Origin of the sequence: Streptomyces sp. NBC_00691 (genome assembly GCF_036226665.1) — a bacterium.
In the GTDB taxonomy this organism is placed as follows: Bacteria; Actinomycetota; Actinomycetes; order Streptomycetales; family Streptomycetaceae; genus Streptomyces.
Window position 1 is genome coordinate 6386622 of the sequence record NZ_CP109007.1, and the last position, 15855, is coordinate 6402476.

Annotated in this window: 19 protein-coding genes; 9 read left to right on the plus strand and 10 right to left on the minus strand. The window is 72.3% G+C overall.

Annotated features, from left to right (window positions below; genetic code table 11):
• Window positions 1-2: 2 nt before the first annotated feature.
• Window positions 3-1448: a DUF692 domain-containing protein gene (locus OG392_RS28790; RefSeq protein ID WP_329284149.1), complete on the minus strand. Its 1446-nt coding sequence runs from the start codon at window positions 1446-1448 to the stop codon at window positions 3-5.
• Between the two features lie 137 nt (window positions 1449-1585).
• Entirely contained in the window at window positions 1586-2293 is a 708-nt protein-coding gene (locus OG392_RS28795) for a peptidyl-tRNA hydrolase (RefSeq protein ID WP_329284151.1), read from the minus strand.
• 71 nt (window positions 2294-2364) lie between these two features.
• On the opposite strand from OG392_RS28795, the gene OG392_RS28800 reads away from it, so the two are divergent.
• From OG392_RS28800 to OG392_RS28815, 4 genes are read left to right on the plus strand one after another with little or no spacing between them, the layout of a single operon-like run.
• On the plus strand, window positions 2365-3039 hold the full coding sequence (locus OG392_RS28800; protein WP_329284153.1) for an AIM24 family protein: 675 nt from the start codon (window positions 2365-2367) through the stop codon (window positions 3037-3039).
• Window positions 3036-3914 (plus strand): ATP-binding cassette domain-containing protein, encoded by an 879-nt coding sequence (locus OG392_RS28805; protein ID WP_329284154.1) that lies wholly within the window; start codon window positions 3036-3038, stop codon window positions 3912-3914. Before OG392_RS28800 ends, OG392_RS28805 begins: the two co-directional genes overlap by 4 nt.
• Window positions 3911-4561, plus strand: a complete 651-nt coding sequence (locus OG392_RS28810; protein ID WP_329284156.1) for an ABC transporter — start codon at window positions 3911-3913, stop codon at window positions 4559-4561. The genes OG392_RS28805 and OG392_RS28810 overlap by 4 nt, the downstream gene beginning before the upstream one ends.
• A 14-nt stretch (window positions 4562-4575) precedes the next feature.
• Entirely contained in the window at window positions 4576-4773 is a 198-nt protein-coding gene (locus OG392_RS28815; protein ID WP_329284157.1) for a hypothetical protein, read from the plus strand.
• Between the two features lie 25 nt (window positions 4774-4798).
• Here OG392_RS28815 and OG392_RS28820 read toward each other — a convergent pair whose 3' ends face one another.
• The 5 genes from OG392_RS28820 to zapE all read right to left on the minus strand — a co-directional run bounded on the left by OG392_RS28820 (window position 4799) and on the right by zapE (window position 9860).
• Window positions 4799-5686, minus strand: a complete 888-nt coding sequence (locus tag OG392_RS28820; protein WP_329287506.1) for a polysaccharide deacetylase family protein — start codon at window positions 5684-5686, stop codon at window positions 4799-4801.
• A 118-nt stretch (window positions 5687-5804) separates the two neighbouring features.
• A complete protein-coding gene (locus OG392_RS28825) occupies window positions 5805-6707 on the minus strand; it encodes a PPK2 family polyphosphate kinase (protein WP_443054915.1) in 903 nt (300 codons plus the stop codon).
• A 98-nt stretch (window positions 6708-6805) separates the two neighbouring features.
• Window positions 6806-8179, minus strand: coding sequence for an alkaline phosphatase PhoX (locus tag OG392_RS28830; protein WP_329284158.1), 1374 nt, complete (start codon window positions 8177-8179; stop codon window positions 6806-6808).
• Window positions 8180-8308: 129 nt separating this feature from the next.
• Window positions 8309-8740 (minus strand): OsmC family protein, encoded by a 432-nt coding sequence (locus OG392_RS28835; RefSeq protein WP_329284159.1) that lies wholly within the window; start codon window positions 8738-8740, stop codon window positions 8309-8311.
• A 34-nt stretch (window positions 8741-8774) separates the two neighbouring features.
• The gene (zapE, locus tag OG392_RS28840) at window positions 8775-9860 is read right to left on the minus strand and encodes a cell division protein ZapE (RefSeq protein WP_329284161.1); all 1086 of its coding nucleotides are present in this window, start codon (window positions 9858-9860) and stop codon (window positions 8775-8777) included.
• A gap of 36 nt (window positions 9861-9896) precedes the next feature.
• Between zapE and OG392_RS28845 the strand changes: the two genes are divergently transcribed.
• From OG392_RS28845 to msrB, 4 genes are all read left to right on the plus strand, one after another.
• On the plus strand, window positions 9897-10682 hold the full coding sequence (locus tag OG392_RS28845; protein ID WP_329284162.1) for a pyrimidine reductase family protein: 786 nt from the start codon (window positions 9897-9899) through the stop codon (window positions 10680-10682).
• 106 nt (window positions 10683-10788) lie between these two features.
• A complete protein-coding gene (locus OG392_RS28850; RefSeq protein WP_329284164.1) occupies window positions 10789-11271 on the plus strand; it encodes an indole-3-glycerol phosphate synthase in 483 nt (160 codons plus the stop codon).
• Between the two features lie 157 nt (window positions 11272-11428).
• Complete coding sequence (murC, locus tag OG392_RS28855; RefSeq protein ID WP_329284166.1) at window positions 11429-12820, plus strand: UDP-N-acetylmuramate--L-alanine ligase; 1392 nt, start codon at window positions 11429-11431, stop codon at window positions 12818-12820.
• 16 nt (window positions 12821-12836) lie between these two features.
• Window positions 12837-13244, plus strand: a complete 408-nt coding sequence (gene msrB, locus OG392_RS28860; protein ID WP_329284169.1) for a peptide-methionine (R)-S-oxide reductase MsrB — start codon at window positions 12837-12839, stop codon at window positions 13242-13244.
• 97 nt (window positions 13245-13341) lie between these two features.
• Here msrB and OG392_RS28865 read toward each other — a convergent pair whose 3' ends face one another.
• The 3 genes from OG392_RS28865 to OG392_RS28875 all read right to left on the minus strand — a co-directional run bounded on the left by OG392_RS28865 (window position 13342) and on the right by OG392_RS28875 (window position 15232).
• Window positions 13342-14127 (minus strand): SDR family NAD(P)-dependent oxidoreductase, encoded by a 786-nt coding sequence (locus tag OG392_RS28865; protein WP_329284170.1) that lies wholly within the window; start codon window positions 14125-14127, stop codon window positions 13342-13344.
• 83 nt (window positions 14128-14210) lie between these two features.
• Window positions 14211-14390: a DUF397 domain-containing protein gene (locus OG392_RS28870; RefSeq protein ID WP_329284171.1), complete on the minus strand. Its 180-nt coding sequence runs from the start codon at window positions 14388-14390 to the stop codon at window positions 14211-14213.
• Window positions 14387-15232 (minus strand): helix-turn-helix domain-containing protein, encoded by an 846-nt coding sequence (locus OG392_RS28875; protein ID WP_443054917.1) that lies wholly within the window; start codon window positions 15230-15232, stop codon window positions 14387-14389. Before OG392_RS28875 ends, OG392_RS28870 begins: the two co-directional genes overlap by 4 nt.
• A gap of 150 nt (window positions 15233-15382) precedes the next feature.
• Between OG392_RS28875 and OG392_RS28880 the strand changes: the two genes are divergently transcribed.
• On the plus strand, window positions 15383-15820 hold the full coding sequence (locus tag OG392_RS28880; protein WP_329284173.1) for an ATP-binding protein: 438 nt from the start codon (window positions 15383-15385) through the stop codon (window positions 15818-15820).
• Window positions 15821-15855 lie beyond the last annotated feature (35 nt).

Consider the following 15855-nt stretch of genomic DNA (forward strand, 5'->3'; position numbering starts at 1 on the left):
CCTCACTTCCGTACCAGTGCGTGCCGGGCGGCCCGCACGAGCCGGGCGGCGCGGCCCGGCGGGCGGCTGCCGGAACGGTCCTGCCACCACTCCGTGAGCCGTCGGCGCGCCGCCGGGTCCTCCGGCCGCCCGGCGACCAGCAGATGCTCGGCGAAGTCGAGCGCGTCGCGGCGGTAGCCGCCGTTCATGGGCCGGGACCGGGCGTACGCGAGGAAGGCCGGCCGGTAGTCCTTGCCCAGGATCCCGGGGAGTTCCGGCGCGACCTTCGCGACGACCCCGGCCCGCTTGGCCGCGAGTGCCCGGCTCTGCACGCCGAGCCGCCGGCTGTCGAAGCCCTCGGGCACGGGGGTCCCGGCGACGAGCGCGGAGAGCAGCGCGGCCTGGGCCACGGCGACGCGCTGCCTGGCGCCGGGCCGGGGGCAGGGCGCGGCCCCGGGCCCGCCGTCGGAAGCCGGGGCGTCGTCGGTGGCGTCGGCGACGGCGTCGGGCGAGGCACTGGGCATGAACCCGCCGGAGACCCGGGCCCCGGCGCCGATGAGCAGCGGCTGCGTCGCCACCGCCGCACCGCGCGGCGCCCGCACGCCGTGACCCGGACCCCCGCGACCCGCGGTCTGTGCCCCGGCCCCGGCGCCGGTCAGCGTCGCCCGGATCGCCCGGAGTTCGTCCGCCAGCTCCTCCGCGGGCGGGAAGTCGTCGTCCCGCTCCAGCAGCACACCGGGCGGCGCGACCCGGGACGCGAGGTCCGCCAGGACGTCGAGCACCGCCGCCGGCACGGGATGCGCGTGCGTGTCGTGCCAGACCCCGTCCCGCTCGACGCCTCCCGCCACGTGCACGTACGCGATCGCCTCCACCGGCAGCTCCGACAGGGCCCGCGCCGGATCCTCGCCCCGGTTGACGTGGTTGGTGTGCAGGTTGGCGACGTCGATGAGGAGCCGTACCCCCGTACGCTCCACGAGCTCCGCCAGGAAGCGTCCCTCCGACATCTCCTCGCCGGGCCACGAGACGAGCGCGGCGATGTTCTCCAGGGCGAGCGGTACGGGCAGCGCGTCCTGCGCGATCCGTATGTTCTCGCAGAGCACGTCGAGCGCGTCCCAGGTCCTGGGTACGGGAAGCAGGTGGCCCGCTTCGAGCTGCGGGGTCGCGGTGAGCGGCCCCCCGGCCCGGACGAACGCGATGTGCTCCGTGACCAGCGGCGCCCCCAGCGCCACCGCCTTCTCGCCGAGCGCGGCGAGCCGCGCCGGGTCGGGGCGGTCCGCGCCCCCGAGCCCCAGCGAGACGCCGTGCGGCACGACGGTGACGCCGCGCTCGCGCAGCCGCGTCAGGGAGTCGGGAAGGTGGTCGGCGCAGATGTTCTCCGCGACGACCTCCACCCAGTCGATTCCGGACAGTCCCTCCACCGCGTCAGCGATCTCGGGACGCCAGCCGATGCCGATGCCGAGTTCCGTCATGTCCCCCTCCTTCGGTCCTCAGTCACCCACGTGATGGCCCCGGCGGGAGCGTTCGAATCCCTGGAGGGTCACGTTCAGAGGTTGATTTGAGGTTCCGTTCGGTCACGGCGGACGGCGGGGGTGTCGGCCGGTGACGGCTACGGCCGCGGCAGCCGCAGCGCCGGGGCGAAACGGTCGCTTCCCTCGGCCACCACGGTGGGGCCGGGGGCGATCTCCGTGAAGCCCGCGTCGCGGACCAGCGGGAGACCGCTCGCCGTGAGGGCGGGCCACTCCTCGGCCGTCGCGGTGCGGACCGCGAGCGGGAAGCCCGCCTCGTGCCAGGCCTTCCGGTCGGCGTCCCCCATCGCCCACCACAGGAGCTGCGCCCCGTGCCCGGTCTGGGCCATCGTCTTGCCCGCGGACATGTCGAGCTCCGGGTTGATCCACAGCACCACCGCGCCCTCCGGTACGGGGCCGGGCACGGCCGGGTCGTCGAGGTCGGTGCCCGAGACCTGGAGCTTGGCCAGCTCCTTGGGCCAGCCGTCGAGCGGGACCGGCGGGAAGACCCGTACCTCCGACTCCAGGCCGTCGACCGTGATCCCCGGCAGCGCGCCCGCGCGCCGCCACTCCGCGCCGCGCGCCCGGCGCACCACCTTGCGGATCCTGGCGTCCTGCCAGTCGGTCATGGCCTGCGCCCACTCGCCCTCGCCGAGCGAGCGGTCGTCGGTGAGGATCTCCAGGACGGCGCGGGCGGCGGTCTCCAGGGCGTCGGTACGGGACGGCGGCGCGTCCCGTTCGATCCGTACGACCAACGGCAGGACGAACTGGGGCTTCTCATCGCGAAGATCGGTCTCATTGCTGCTCACCGGGCAAGTCTGCCACTGCCCTCAGAAGCGTTTCTTGTGGGAATGAGCAGTTCCGGGCCAGGATGCCCCTCATGAAGAGTGATCTTTTCACCGGCGAACACCTCGCCGAGACCGCGGATTTCCCGGGGATGACCCTCCAGAACGCCAAATCCGTCAAATACACCGTCAACGGCGAGATGCACGCCCGTCAGGGATCGATGATCGCCTTCCGCGGCGACCTCCGGTTCGAGCGCAAGGGTCAGGGCATCGGCGGCCTGCTCAAGCGGGCCGTCACCGGCGAGGGCCTGGCCCTGATGGCCGTGCGCGGCCAGGGCGAGGCGTGGTTCGCGCACGAGGCGCAGAACTGCTTCATCGTCGAGATCGAGCAGGGCGACGCCTTCTCGGTCAACGGCCGCAACGTGCTCTGCTTCGACGCCACACTCCACTACGAGATCAAGACCGTGAAGGGCGCCGGAATGACCAGCGGCGGCCTCTTCAACTCCGTCTTCTCCGGCTACGGCAAGGTCGCCCTCATGTGCGAGGGCACCCCGATCGTCATCCCCGTCAGCCCGCAGGCCCCGGTCTTCGTCGACACCGACGCCGTCGTCGGCTGGAGCGAGCAGCTGCACACCTCGCTCCACCGCTCGCAGTCCGTCGGCTCGATGATCCGCGGCGGCTCGGGCGAGGCGGTGCAGCTCAAGCTGGAGGGCCAGGGCTTCGTGGTCGTCCGGCCGAGCGAGCTGACCCCGCAGAAGACCTCGAATTGAGGCTGGAGCGGGTCGGGCGCCGGCACGGCCTCCGGGGGGCGTGGGTGCTCCGTGAGGTGGACCTCGACCTGCCCGCCGGGACCCTCGTCAGAGTCGTCGGCACGAACGGCACGGGGAAGTCGACCCTGCTGCGGCTGGTGGCGGGCGTCGACGCGCCCACCGCGGGACGCGTCACGGGCCGCCCGCCCCGCACGGCGTACGTCCCCGAGCGCTTCCCGGCCGCGCTGCCCTTCACGGCCGTCGAGTACCTGGTCCGTCTGGGGCGGGTGCAGGGTCTGGCCCCGGGGGCGGCGCGGGCGCGGGCGGGGGAGTGGCTGGAACGTTTCGGGGCGGGTGAGCACATCCGTACGGCCATGGCGGAACTCTCCAAGGGCACGAGCCAGAAGGTCGCCGTGGCCCAGGCCTTCCTGGCCGACCCCTCCCTCCTGGTCCTCGACGAGGCCTGGACCGGCCTCGACACGGGGGCGCGTGCGGAACTGGACGCGGCGGTCCGCTCACGCAGGGCGGCGGGCGGAACGGTCGTCTTCGTCGACCACGACCCGCGGCGGCTGGAGGGAGAGCCGTCCGCGGTGTACGAGGTACGGGAGGGACGGGTCCGGGAGGCGGAGGGCGCGTTCCGTGCCCCTGCGGGCCCGGTGGGCCCGGTCCCGGACGCCGGGGCGCGGCCGCGTGTGCGGATCGTCGCCTCGGGCGGCCCGCGCGCCCTCCCGCTCCCGGAGCGGCTTCCCGGTCGCCCCGCCGTCGCGCCCGGACCCGACGGCGACGGCACCACCGTGCTCACCGTGGGCGCCGCCCACTCCGACGCCCTGCTGGGCGTCCTCCTCGCCGCCTCCTGGCACATCCACCACCTCGGCCGTGAAGGCGTACGCGTATGACGGCGCTCCTGCGCTACCAGACCGGCCTGCTGCTCCGCTCGCAGCGCTGGCTCGCACCGCTCCTCCTGTACGCGGCCGTCCTCGGCGTCGGCGTCGAGGTGGGCGAACCCGTCCTCGGCGCGCTCGGTGTCACGGCCGGCGCCCTGCTCCCCGTCACCGCCTGGTCCGTACGGATCTGTGTCACACAGGAGCCGGCCGCCGCCCGGAACGTCGTCGCGGCGGCCGCCGGCCGGGGCCGCGCGCATCTCGCGGCGCTCGTCACCGGGACCCTCCTGCCCGCCCTGGTCGGCGTGGTAGCGGCCCTCGCGGTGACGGCGACCGGCGACCGTCGCGGGGTGACCGCGCCCGCCGCCCTGACGACGGGACTCCTGGCGGTACTGGCCTGCGCCCTGACGGGCGCCGCCGTGGGCGCGCTGACGTCCCGCCCCTTCGTCCGGGCCCCCGGCTGGTCCGTCGCGGCCCTGGTCCTGGGCTCGCTGCTCGCCCTGGTGACCACCGGCTCACCGGCGAAGCACGCGATGACGGCCCTGGTCACCGGGGCCCGCACGGTGAGCGCGGACCCGCCGTGGCTCGCCTGCGGGGGAGCCGTGCTCCTCGCGGCGGTGTGCGCGATCCTCGCGTGCGGGGCCACGGCCCGGCTGGAGTGAGTAGGCTCGAAGGCATGACCGACACGACCGAGTCCACGTCGTACTGCGCCACCCCGGAGTCCGGTCCGAAGCCCGAACCCGCGACCGAGGGCCCCTTCGCCGCCTGTGTGCTGTGCCAGGAGCCGACCGAGTACCCGGAGTCCACGAAGGGCATCACCCTGTGCCCGGTGTGCGAGTGGCAGGAGGCGGAGCGCACGGCCTGCTCGGGCTGAGCGTCCGCGCGTCCGCCCCCCCGGCTCACCCGCGCATCAGCTCCGAGACCTTCACGAAGCGATAGCCGCGGGCCCGGAGTTCCGGGACGATGCGGCGGATCGCCTGCTCGGTGACGGGGGCCGCGCTGCGCGTGCAGTGCATGACGACCAGGGAGCCCGGCTTCACCCCGTCGAGGACCTGCTCGGCCACCGCGTCCTCGTCCTGCGCGAAGGCGTCGCCGCTGACCACGTCCCACTGGACCGCCGTCACCCCGGCCGGGGCGAGCGCGCGGCGGGCCGCGTCGTCGTAGCAGCCGCCGGGGAAGCGGAAGTACGGGACGACGTTCACGGCCCCGGCGTCGCGGAAGGCGTCGAAGGCCCGCTGGACGTCGTCCGCCATGTCGGGCGTGGAGACGGTCGGGAGGCCGTAGCAGGGGGACGCGAAGGCGTAGTGGCTGTAGGAGTGGTTCGCGATCTCGAAGAGCGGGTCGCGGCCGATGGACCTCGCCTGGTCCGGGTACTCCTCCGCCCAGCGGCCCGTCATGAACACGGTGGCGTCCACCCTCAGCCGGCGGAGGGTCGCGATGAGCTGCGGGTTGTCGAAGTGCTCGCCCTCCGCGGCCCGGGGCCCCTGATCGGCCGTCATGTCGGCGTCGAAGGTGAGTGCGACGACCTTCTCCGCGCGCTTCGCCGTGGTCTTCCCCGCGCCCTTCGCCCGGCGCGTGTACACGGGGGTGAGGCCGCCGGGACCCGGAGCCATGGTGGGCGGTGCGGCGGGGACGCGCGCGGGCTTGGGTCCGGCCGCCGCGGCGCTCGCCCGGGGCGAGGGGCTGGTGGTGGCGGCCGGTTCCTTCGCCGGCGGGGCCGGGGGTGTGTCGACGGCTTCCCGGCCGCATCCGACGAGGACGGCGCCCAGAAGACCGAGCGCCGCCAAGTTCCGTACAGAAATGTTCACGATCGGAAGTTAACTGATCAAAGTGTCTAACGCTCGCGACTCGACAGCTGCAGCACGCGAGTCCACGCGGTGAGCTGACGCACCATCGCGGCGCCGCTCACGTGGCCAGGAGCCGTCGTCGGCTCTCGGCCACGTCGAAGTCCCCCGGCGGGTACGCCGGGTCCAGTGCCTCCAGGTGTTCCAGCAGCAGGGTGCTGATCGCCCAGTTGCGGTACCACTTGCGGTCCGCCGGGACCAGATACCAGGGGGCCTCGTCCGCCGAGCAGCGTTCCAGGGCGATCTCGTACGCCTCCTGGTACGCCGGCCACATGCCGCGCTCCTCGATGTCGCCCACGTTGAACTTCCAGTGCTTCTCCGGGTTGTCCAGCCGTTCGAGCAGCCGGTCGCGTTGTTCCTCGTACGAGATGTGGAGGAAGACCTTGACGACCGTCACGCCGTCGTCGGCGAGGGACTTCTCGAAGTGGTTGATCTGGCCGTACCGGCGCCCGAGCTGGGAGCGCGGGACCAGCTCCCGTACCCGGGCGATGAGCACGTCCTCGTAGTGGGAGCGGTCGAAGATGCCGATCTCGCCCGGATGGGGCAGCGCCTTCGTGATCCGCCAGAGGAAGGGGTGGTCCAGTTCCTCCGGCGTCGGGGCCTTGAAGGCGCGGATGCGGCAGCCGGAGGGGTTGAAGAGGCCGATGACGTGCTTGACCGTGCCGCCCTTGCCGCTGGTGTCCATCCCCTGGAGGACGAGCAGGACACGGCGCCGGTCGCCCGCCGTGCTCGCCGCGTACAGGCGTTCCTGCAGGTCCGCGAGGCGCGGCCCGAGGGCGGCGGTGGCGGCCACGCCGGCCGCCTTGTCGGCGGGTCCGGCCGGGGTGGCGGAGGCGTCGTACGAGCCGAGGTCGACGCGCTCGCCCTCGGGGACGCGGAGCAGCTCCCGCAGGGGGGCCGTCCGCTGCTTCCGCTTCTTCTTCCCGTCCTTCCCGCTCTCCTTCTTCCCGTCCTTCTTCGCCACTGCGTGCCCCTTCCGCCGCCCCGCGCGTCCGTCCTCACCCGATCCTGCGACGGAACCCGGCCGCCCGCGAGCGCGGACGACCGGGCACCGCGCTCAGCTCAGCACCAGGGGCCCGTCACCGCGAAGGTCGTCCCCGGGGTGTAGCAGTTGACGTACATGGTTCCCCGGTCCGGCGAGAAGGTGACGCCCGCGAACTCGCCCCACTCCGGCGCCTCGGGCGTACCGATGTTCTGCGCGCCCCGGGCGAGGGCGTACACCTCGCCCCGCTCGCTCACCCCGAAGACGTGCTGCGCCCCGTCGCCGTCCTCGCAGACCATCAGGCCCCCGCTCGGCGCCAGACAGATGTTGTCCGGCGACTCGCCGGGGAGCTGGATGTCGGTGTCCGGGCCGAAGACGACGACGAGGGTGAGCCGGCGCCGGTGCGGCTCGTACTTCCAGACCTGGCCGAAGTGCGTCGCCCCGGAACCGTCCTTCACCCGGGCGAAGGAGGAGACGAAGTAGACGGCCCGGCCGCCCCAGTAGCAGCCCTCCAGCTTCTGGGCGTGCGTGATGCCCCGGGGGCCGAAGTCCTGGAACCGGATGGGGGTCTCCGCCGCCTGCGGGTCGGGAACGGGGACCCACTCGATCCCCTCGAAGCGGGTGCCCGCCTCCTGGATCACGGAGAGGTCGGCGACGCCCGGTACCCGCATGGCCTCCAGAGCGCCCCCCGCGCGCAGCGAACCCGTGCCGCCGAGCGGCCGGTGGGGGAGGAAGCGGTAGAAGAGGCCGAAGGGGCGATCGAAGGCGTCCTCCGTCTCGTAGACGATCCCGCTGGTCGGGTCGATCGCGATCGCCTCGTGCTGGAAGCGGCCCATGGCGGTGAGCGGGACGGCGCCGGTGCGGCGCGGGTCGGCCCCGTCGACCTCGAAGATGAAGCCGTGGTCCTTGGTGTAGCCGTTCGTGCCGGCCCTGTCCTCGGTCTCCTCGCAGGTCAGCCAGGTACGCCAGGGGGTGGGCCCGCCCGCGCAGTTGACGGCGGTACCGGCGATGGCGACCCGCTCCCCGAGGACGTTGTTCCGGCCGTCGAGCTCCAGGGCCGTACAGCCGCCCTTGCCTGCCGGGTCGTACGTCAGACCGGGGACGGTCGGGACGCCGATCTTGCCGGTGACCCGGTTCTCGTGGTTACGGACCAGGTGCACGCGGCCGCGGCGGCCGGCGAAGGCACCCATGCCGTCGGGGTTGCTGGGGACGGGGCCCTCGCCGGAGCGGAGCGGATCGCCCTGCCGGGAGAGGACCTGGTAGCGGAAACCGGCCGGGAGGTCGAGCAGGCCCTCGGGGTCGGGGATCAGCGGGCCGTAGCCGGCCCGTCCTGTGTGACCTCCGGTGGCGGCGCTCGCGCTGCCGGCGAAGAGTTCGGAGAGGGCGCCGGTGAAGGCGATCCCGGCGGCGGTGCCGCCGGTGCGGGACAGGATCTGACGTCGTGTCGCGGACATAGAGGCAACAACTCCCTGTTGGCGGACAGGTGTGTGACGCGTGACCCGCATGTGTGTACCACGCACTGTGGTGACGGGTGAACCATGCGGGCCACAACTGCCTCATGTGGCGCGTTTTCTGACCCGGGGTCAGGAACCGACGAGCTCGGCCGTGAGGGTGATCTTCGTGCCCGTGAGCGCCTGGCTGACCGGGCAGTTCTTCTTCGCGTCCTCGGCGAGCTCCTGGAACTTGTCCGCGTCCACGCCCGAGACCTCGCCGCGCACGGTGAGGTGGATGCCGGTGATGCCCTCGCCCGGCTGGAAGGTGACGTCGGCCTTGGTCTCCAGGCGGGTCGGCGCGTGGCCGGCGCCGGCCAGGGCGTGCGAGAAGGCCATGGAGTAGCAGGAGGAGTGCGCGGCCGCGATGAGCTCCTCGGGGCTGGTCTTCCCGTTGGCCTGCTCGGCGCGGGACGGCCAGGAGACGTCGTACGAGCCGATACCGGAGGAGTCGAGCGAGACGACGCCGGAGCCCTTGAGGAGGTCGCCCTCCCAGACGGTGTGGGCGTGACGCACGGTGGCCATGGTGAATCCCTTCGATCGGGTAACGGCCTCCAACCTACTGCGCCACAAGCCCCTTGGCGTCGCGGGCGAGCGCGGTGAGCCGGGAGATCGCCCGGAAGTACTTCTTGCGGTAGCCGCCGTTCAGCATCTCGTCGCTGAACAGCCGGTCGAAGGGCAGTCCGGAGGCGAGCACGGGTATCTCGCGGTCGTACAGCCGGTCGGCCAGCACGACGAGCCGGAGGGCCGTCGACTGGTCCGGGACGGGCTGGACGTCGGTGAGGCAGACGGCGGCGAGGTCGTCGGTGAGCGCGCCGTACCGGCTCGGGTGAACCCTGGCCAGGTGTTCGAGCAGGTGCGGGAAGTCGTCGAGGGAGGCGCCCGGCGTCGCGTACGCGGTCTCCGTGACGACCTGGTCGGAGTACGGGGACGGCGCCTCGGGCAGCCCGCGGTGGCGGTAGTCCTCGCCGTCGATCCGCAGCGGCCGGAAATGGGCCGAGAGGCCCTGGATCTCGCGCAGGAAGTCGACGGCGGCGAAGCGGCCCTCGCCGAGCTTGCCGGGGAGCGTGTTGGAGGTGGCGGCGAGTGCCACGCCGGATTCGACCAGCTTGCCGAGCAGGCTGGAGACGAGGACGGTGTCGCCCGGGTCGTCGAGCTCGAACTCGTCGATGCAGAGGAGACGGTGCCCGCCGAGGGTCTTCACGGTCTGCTGGAAGCCCAGCGCGCCGACCAGGTTGGTCAGCTCGACGAAGGTGCCGAACGCCTTCAGCGCGGGCTCCGCCGGGGTCGCGTGCCAGAGCGAGGCGAGCAGATGGGTCTTGCCGACGCCGTACCCGCCGTCCAGGTAGACCCCGCGCGGCCCGGTGGGGGCGGCCGGCTTCCGGGCGAACCAGCGGCGCTTCCCGGCGCCTGAGGCGTGCGCTCCGCCCAGGCCCTCGGCGAAGGCGCTCAGCGCCTTGACGGCGTCCGTCTGGCTGGGCTGGTTCGGGTCCGGGAGGTACGTGTCGAACCGGACGGAGTCGAAGCGCGGTGGCGGCACCATCTCCGCGACGAGTCGGTCGGCGGGGACGTGGGGCTCTCGGGAGCAGAGCGAGAGCGGGGCCGCTGAGGTGGATGCGGCTTCGGTGAGGGCACGGGTCGACACAGTTCCCCACTGTAAGCGCCATGTCAGACTCGAAGGATGCGACGCCTGTTCCCTGTGACGGACATGACAGCCCACGACACCGCGGCGGGAGCCGGCCAGGAGTGGTCGCTCGACGCGCTCGCCGACGCCTACGCGTACCCGGAGCTTCCCGCGGGGGAGGGGGCCTGGCTGCGGGCCAACATGGTCTCCTCGCTCGACGGGGCGGGGCAGCACGACGGGCGCTCCCAGCCGCTCTCCTCCGAGACCGACATGCGGATCTTCGGCACTCTGCGGGGTCTCGCCGATGTGGTGGTCGTCGGTGCGGAAACGGTACGCCTGGAGGGATACCGCCCCGCACGCGCGCGTGAGGCCTTCGCGGCCCGCCGCGCCGCCGCCGGACAGGGGCCGGCCCCGGTGATCGCGGTGGTCAGCGCCTCGCTGAGCCTGGACTTCTCACTCCCGCTCTTCACCGAGCCGCTGGTGCCGACGCTGGTCCTCACGGGCGCCGCCGCGCCCGCCGAGCGGGTCCGCGCCGCGCGGGAGGCGGGTGCCGAGGTGCTGGTGGCCGGCGAGGGGGCCGGGGTGGAGCCGGCCCGGGCGAAGTCGGTGCTCGCGGAGCGCGGGCTCCGTCGGCAGCTGACCGAGGGCGGGCCCCGGCTGCTCGGCCAGTTCGTGGCCGCGGAGGCGCTCGACGAGCTGTGTCTGACGGTCTCGCCCACGATGACGGCGGGTGACGCCCAGCGGATCGCCGGGGGTCCTCCGGTGGCCGTCCCGACACGCTTCGCCGTGGCTTCGCTGCTGGAGCAGGACGGCTTCCTCTTCACCCGCTACCGTCGGATCTGACAATCGGCGGAATTTGTCGTTCCGCTTACCGTCCGCTGGGCACACTTACTGTCGCAGACCCCGTGCGGGCACGGGGAAGGATGGTTTCCGCAGAAGGGCTCCTGAGGTGTTCACAAGCGTTCTGATGATCGAGAAGCCCCTGACGTCCGTCGACGTGGAATTCGTCACCACCCTGCACGGCGACGAGGGCGTGTCCTTCATCGTTCTGATGCAGCCGCGTGGTGACCAGGCCGATGTACTGCTGCGTGCCATCGACGACGTGGCCATGGGTGAACTGAAGGAAGCCGCCCGCGAGGGCGACGAACCGGAGGGCAAGGAGGCCAGGCGCCCCGCCGAGCAAGCACTGGAGCACTCGCTCCGGGCACTGAGAGACGCCGGCTGCGAAGCGGTCGGCCAGGTCGTCGAGGACCACCCGCTCACCAAGATGAAGGCGGTGGTCGAGGAGTCGGAGGCGGACGAGGTGATCGTGATGACCGCCCCGCACTACGTGGAGGAGTTCTTCCACCGCGACTGGGCCTCCCGCGCCCGCCACAAGGTGGGTGTCCCCGTTCTGAAGCTCTTCGCCCACAGCGAGGAAGCGGCCGAGTAGGCGGTCGGCCGGGTCCGCGCCCCGTGCAGGGGGCGCGGACCCGGCCGGGCCCGCCCGCCCGCCACGCACCGGGCCCCGCAGCTCCCGCCCGGCCCATCCGGCCGGAGCCACTAGGCTGGGGTCTTCCACGCACGACGCACCCCGGGGAGAGATCCGCATGGCACCCGCCATCCCTGCCGCCATGGAACGGCCGCACTTCATCGGCATCGGCGGTGCCGGAATGTCGGGCATCGCGAAGATCCTCGCCCAGCGCGGCGCCAAGGTCGCCGGCAGCGACGCCAAGGAGTCCGCGACCGCGCAGTCGCTGCGTGCCCTCGGCGCCACCGTGCACATCGGGCACGCCGCCGAGCACCTCGCCGACGACGCCTCCGCCGTCGTCGTCTCCAGCGCCATCCGCGCCGACAACCCCGAGCTGGCCCGCGCCGCCGAACTCGGCATCCCCGTCGTCCACCGCTCCGACGCGCTCGCCTCCCTCATGGACGGCCTGCGCGCGATCGCCGTCGCCGGTACGCACGGCAAGACGACGACCACCTCGATGCTGGCCGTCGCGCTCACCGAACTCGGCCTCGACCCCTCGTACGCCATCGGCGGCGACCTCGCGGGTCCCGGCACCAACGCGCTGCACGGCGACGGCCAGGTCTTCGTCGCGGAGGCCGACGAGAGCGACCGCAGCTTCCAGAAGTACGACCCCGAGGTCGCGATCGTCCTCAACGTCGAGCTGGACCACCACGCGAACTACGCCTCCATGGACGAGATCTACGAGTCCTTCGAGGCCTTCACCGCCAAGATCCGCCCCGGCGGCACCCTGGTCGTCGGCGAGCACGCGGGCGCCCGCGAGCTGGCCCGCCGGGTCGCGGACCGCGACGGGCTGCACATCGTCACCGTGGGTGAGACCGAGGGCTCCGACGCCCACATCCTGAAGATCGTCCCGAACGGGATGAAGAGCGAGGTGACGGTTGCCCTCGACGGCGCCGAGCACACCTTCACCGTCTCCGTGCCCGGCCGTCACTACGCGCACAACGCCGCCGCGGCCCTCGCCGCCGGCGCCCGCGTCGGCATCGACCCGGCCGAGCTCGCCCAGGCCCTCACCGCCTACACCGGTGTCGGCCGCCGCCTCCAGCTCAAGGGCGAGGCGAACGGCGTCCAGGTCATCGACTCGTACGCGCACCACCCCACCGAGATGACCGCCGACCTGGAGGCCATGCGCGGCGCCGCCGGGGCCTCCCGCCTCCTGGTCGTCTTCCAGCCGCACCTCTTCTCCCGCACCCAGGAGCTGGGCAAGGAGATGGGCGACGCGCTGGCCCTCGCCGACGCGTCCGTCGTCCTCGACATCTACCCGGCCCGTGAGGACCCGATCCCGGGCATCACCAGCGAGCTGATCATCACCGCCGCACGGCAGGCGGGCGCCGACGTGACGCCCGTCCACGACAAGGCGACGGTGCCGCAGGTCGTGGCGGGAATGGCCGGACCCGGCGATCTCGTTCTCACCATGGGGGCGGGCGACGTCACGGACCTCGGCCCGCTGATCCTGGACCACCTGTCGAAGTAGCAGAGGGAGCGAGCTGATGGCGTACGACGTCGAGAAGCCGGACGAGCAGTGGCGTGCGGAGCTGTCCCCGGCGGAGTACCAGGTGCTGCGCCAGGCGGGCACCGAGCCCGCGTTCCGCGGTGAGTACACGGACACGACCACCAAGGGCGTGTACTCCTGCCGGGCCTGTGGCGCGGAGCTGTTCACGTCGAACGAGAAGTTCGAGTCGCACTGCGGTTGGCCGTCCTTCTTCGACCCGAAGGACAGCTCCGCCGTCGAGCTGATCTCGGACACCTCCCACGGCATGGTCCGCACCGAGGTCCGCTGCTCCCGCTGCGGCTCGCATCTGGGCCATGTCTTCGAGGGCGAGGGCTACCCCACCCCGACGGACCAGCGGTACTGCATCAACTCGATCTCGCTGCGGCTGGAGCCCGGCGAGAGCTGATCGGCCGAGCGGAGCGGCGGCGGCAGGGGACCCTTCCCCCGCCGCCGCCGTGCTGTTCCAGACGTCCTGCGCCCTGGCCGTCGCCGCGGACCGACGCTCAGTGGACGGAGAAGCCGCCGTCCACGAAGAGGGACTGGCCCGTGACGTACGCGGAGGAGGCACTCGCCAGGAACACGGCCGCGCCCGCGAAGTCCCCGGCGAGACCGTTGCGGCCGACCATCGTGCGCGCCGCCAGCGCGGCCACCTTCTCCGGGTCGCCGGAGAGACGCTGGTTGAGCGGGGTCATCACGAAGCCCGGGACCAGCGTGTTGGCGGTGACGCCATAAGGGGACCACGCCTCCGCCTGCGAACGGGCGAGTGACTCGAGGGCGCCCTTGGACACCCCGTACGCACCGCTCTGCACGAACGCGCGGTGAGCCTGCTGGGACGTGATGTGGATGATCCGCCCGAATCCGCGCTCCGCCATCCCCGGGCCGAACCGCCGGCCCAGGAGGAACGGCGCCTCCAGGTTCACCGTCATCGTCGTGTCCCAGACCTCGTCGCTCAGCTCGCCGAACGGGGGACGGAGGTTGATGCCGGCCGAGTTGACCAGGATGTCCGGCTCGCCGAACACGGCCGCCGCCTCATCGGCCCCCGCCCTGATCCCCCCGCGCGTGCTCAGGTCGGCGCTCACCCACGCCGCCCGGCAGCCGTCGGCGGTCAGCTCGTCGACGGTCGCGACGAGTTCGGTCTCCTTGCGCGCCACCACGACCACCCGCGCCCCGGCACGGGCCAGGGCCCCGGCGATGGCCCGGCCGATCCCGGAACTCCCGCCGGTGACGAGGGCGGTGCGCCCTTCGAGGGAGAAGAGGCCGGAGAGGTATCCGCCGGGGGTGGTGCTCATGGAAGTCGCTCCTCGCGTCGCGCGGGTACCGGCCGCTCCACGCGCGGATGGAGGGCTGGTACACGCATCCTGTCAGACGCGGTTCAGGCGAGCTGGGCGAGGAACCCCGCCCAGGTGGCGGGTGCGACGGTGAACTGGGGGCCGTCCGGGTTCTTGGAGTCGCGGACGTGAACAGTGGTGGGGCAGGCGGCGACCTCTACGCAGTCGTCGCCGCTGCCGCCGCTGTAGCTGCTCTTGAACCAGGCCAGGTCTGTGGTGCTCATGGTGCTCCTCGCATCTCCCGCAGCAGACTCACGGACTCCTCGAAGGAGAGAGCCTGTGCTCGCATCCTGGCATACCGCTTCTGGAGGATGCTGACCACTTTGGGGTCGGAGATGAGGAGCCCGTTCTCCTGGCCTTCGCAGTAGGCGTACCACTTGTTCTCTGGGGTTTCCAGGAGCCGCATGGGGCCGTCGAGGCCCGAGTGATGCCCCCTTGTCTGAGGCATGATCTGGAGGTCGATGTTGCGCCGCGCGCTGATGTCGAGGATGTGCGCGGCCTGTTCACGCATGACCCCAGGGCCACCCACCTGACGGCGCAGCACATGCTCCTCCACGATGAAGCTGTAGATCGTGTGAGGGCGGTCGGTAAGCAGCTTCTTCCGCTCCACGCGGGCGATGAGCCTCGACTCGATCTCCTCGTCCCCCAGAGCCGGGATCTGCTTCTCGAACAGCGTCTTCGCATACGCAGGCGTCTGTAGCAGCCCCGGCACCAGCCGGTTCTCGTACGTGTAGAGCGTGGCCGCGTCCGCCTCCAGCCTGGCCCACTGCCGGAACCACTTGGCCAGCCCCGGCTTCCGTGCCACATGCTTCGCCGCGCCCCTGATCGTCCCGAACGCGTCGAGCACCTCCTCCGCCCGGTCCACGAAGGCGACCGGTGGTAAACGCCGACCCTGTTCGATCGAGGCGACCGTCGGCACCGAGTACCCCACCATCGGCGCGAAGCGCTCCTGTGTGAGGCCCGCCCGCTTACGGAAGGCCTTGACCACCTCCCCGAAGGCCTTGAGGCTGTCCGACATCTCCGGCTCGTTGCCGCTCTGCCCCTCGTCCGGTACCTCGTCCGTCACCCCGGCCACCTCCCGCACCCGTGCACTCGCGTTGAACGCCTCCATGCTCACGGGTGGTTACCGGTACCGTCCAGAGCGTGAACCCGTACGCTGCGCAGCGTACGAGTTTCTGACCTGGCAACCCGCCCTCAGCGACGTCACATTGGCCCCATGACCACCCCCATGACCCGCCAAGCCGCCGTCACCGTACGTGTGTTCACCCAGCGTTTCAGCTCGACCCCGCGCGGCGCGCGTCTCGCGCGTCGCCTCGCGCTCCACCAGCTCGACCGCTGGAGCGTGCCGTACGGCTCCGACGCCTCCGACGCCGTCGGGATCCTCGTCGCCGAACTCGCCGCCAACGCCGTCACCCACGGACGCGTCCCCGGCCGGGACTTCGAGCTGGCGCTCTCGTACACGCCCGGACTGCGGATCCGGATCGACGTCTCCGACACCCGGGGCGAACGCCGCCCGGCGTCCGTCGCGCCGGGACCCCTCGACGAGGGCGGGCGGGGCCTGCTGCTCGTCGGGGCGCTGGCGACCCGGTGGGCGGTGCTCGACCGCGTACCGGTCGGGAAGACGGTACGGGCCGAACTGGACCTCGGCTCCTGACGTACCGTGACCGGGAGGCAACGATCCAAGGGGGC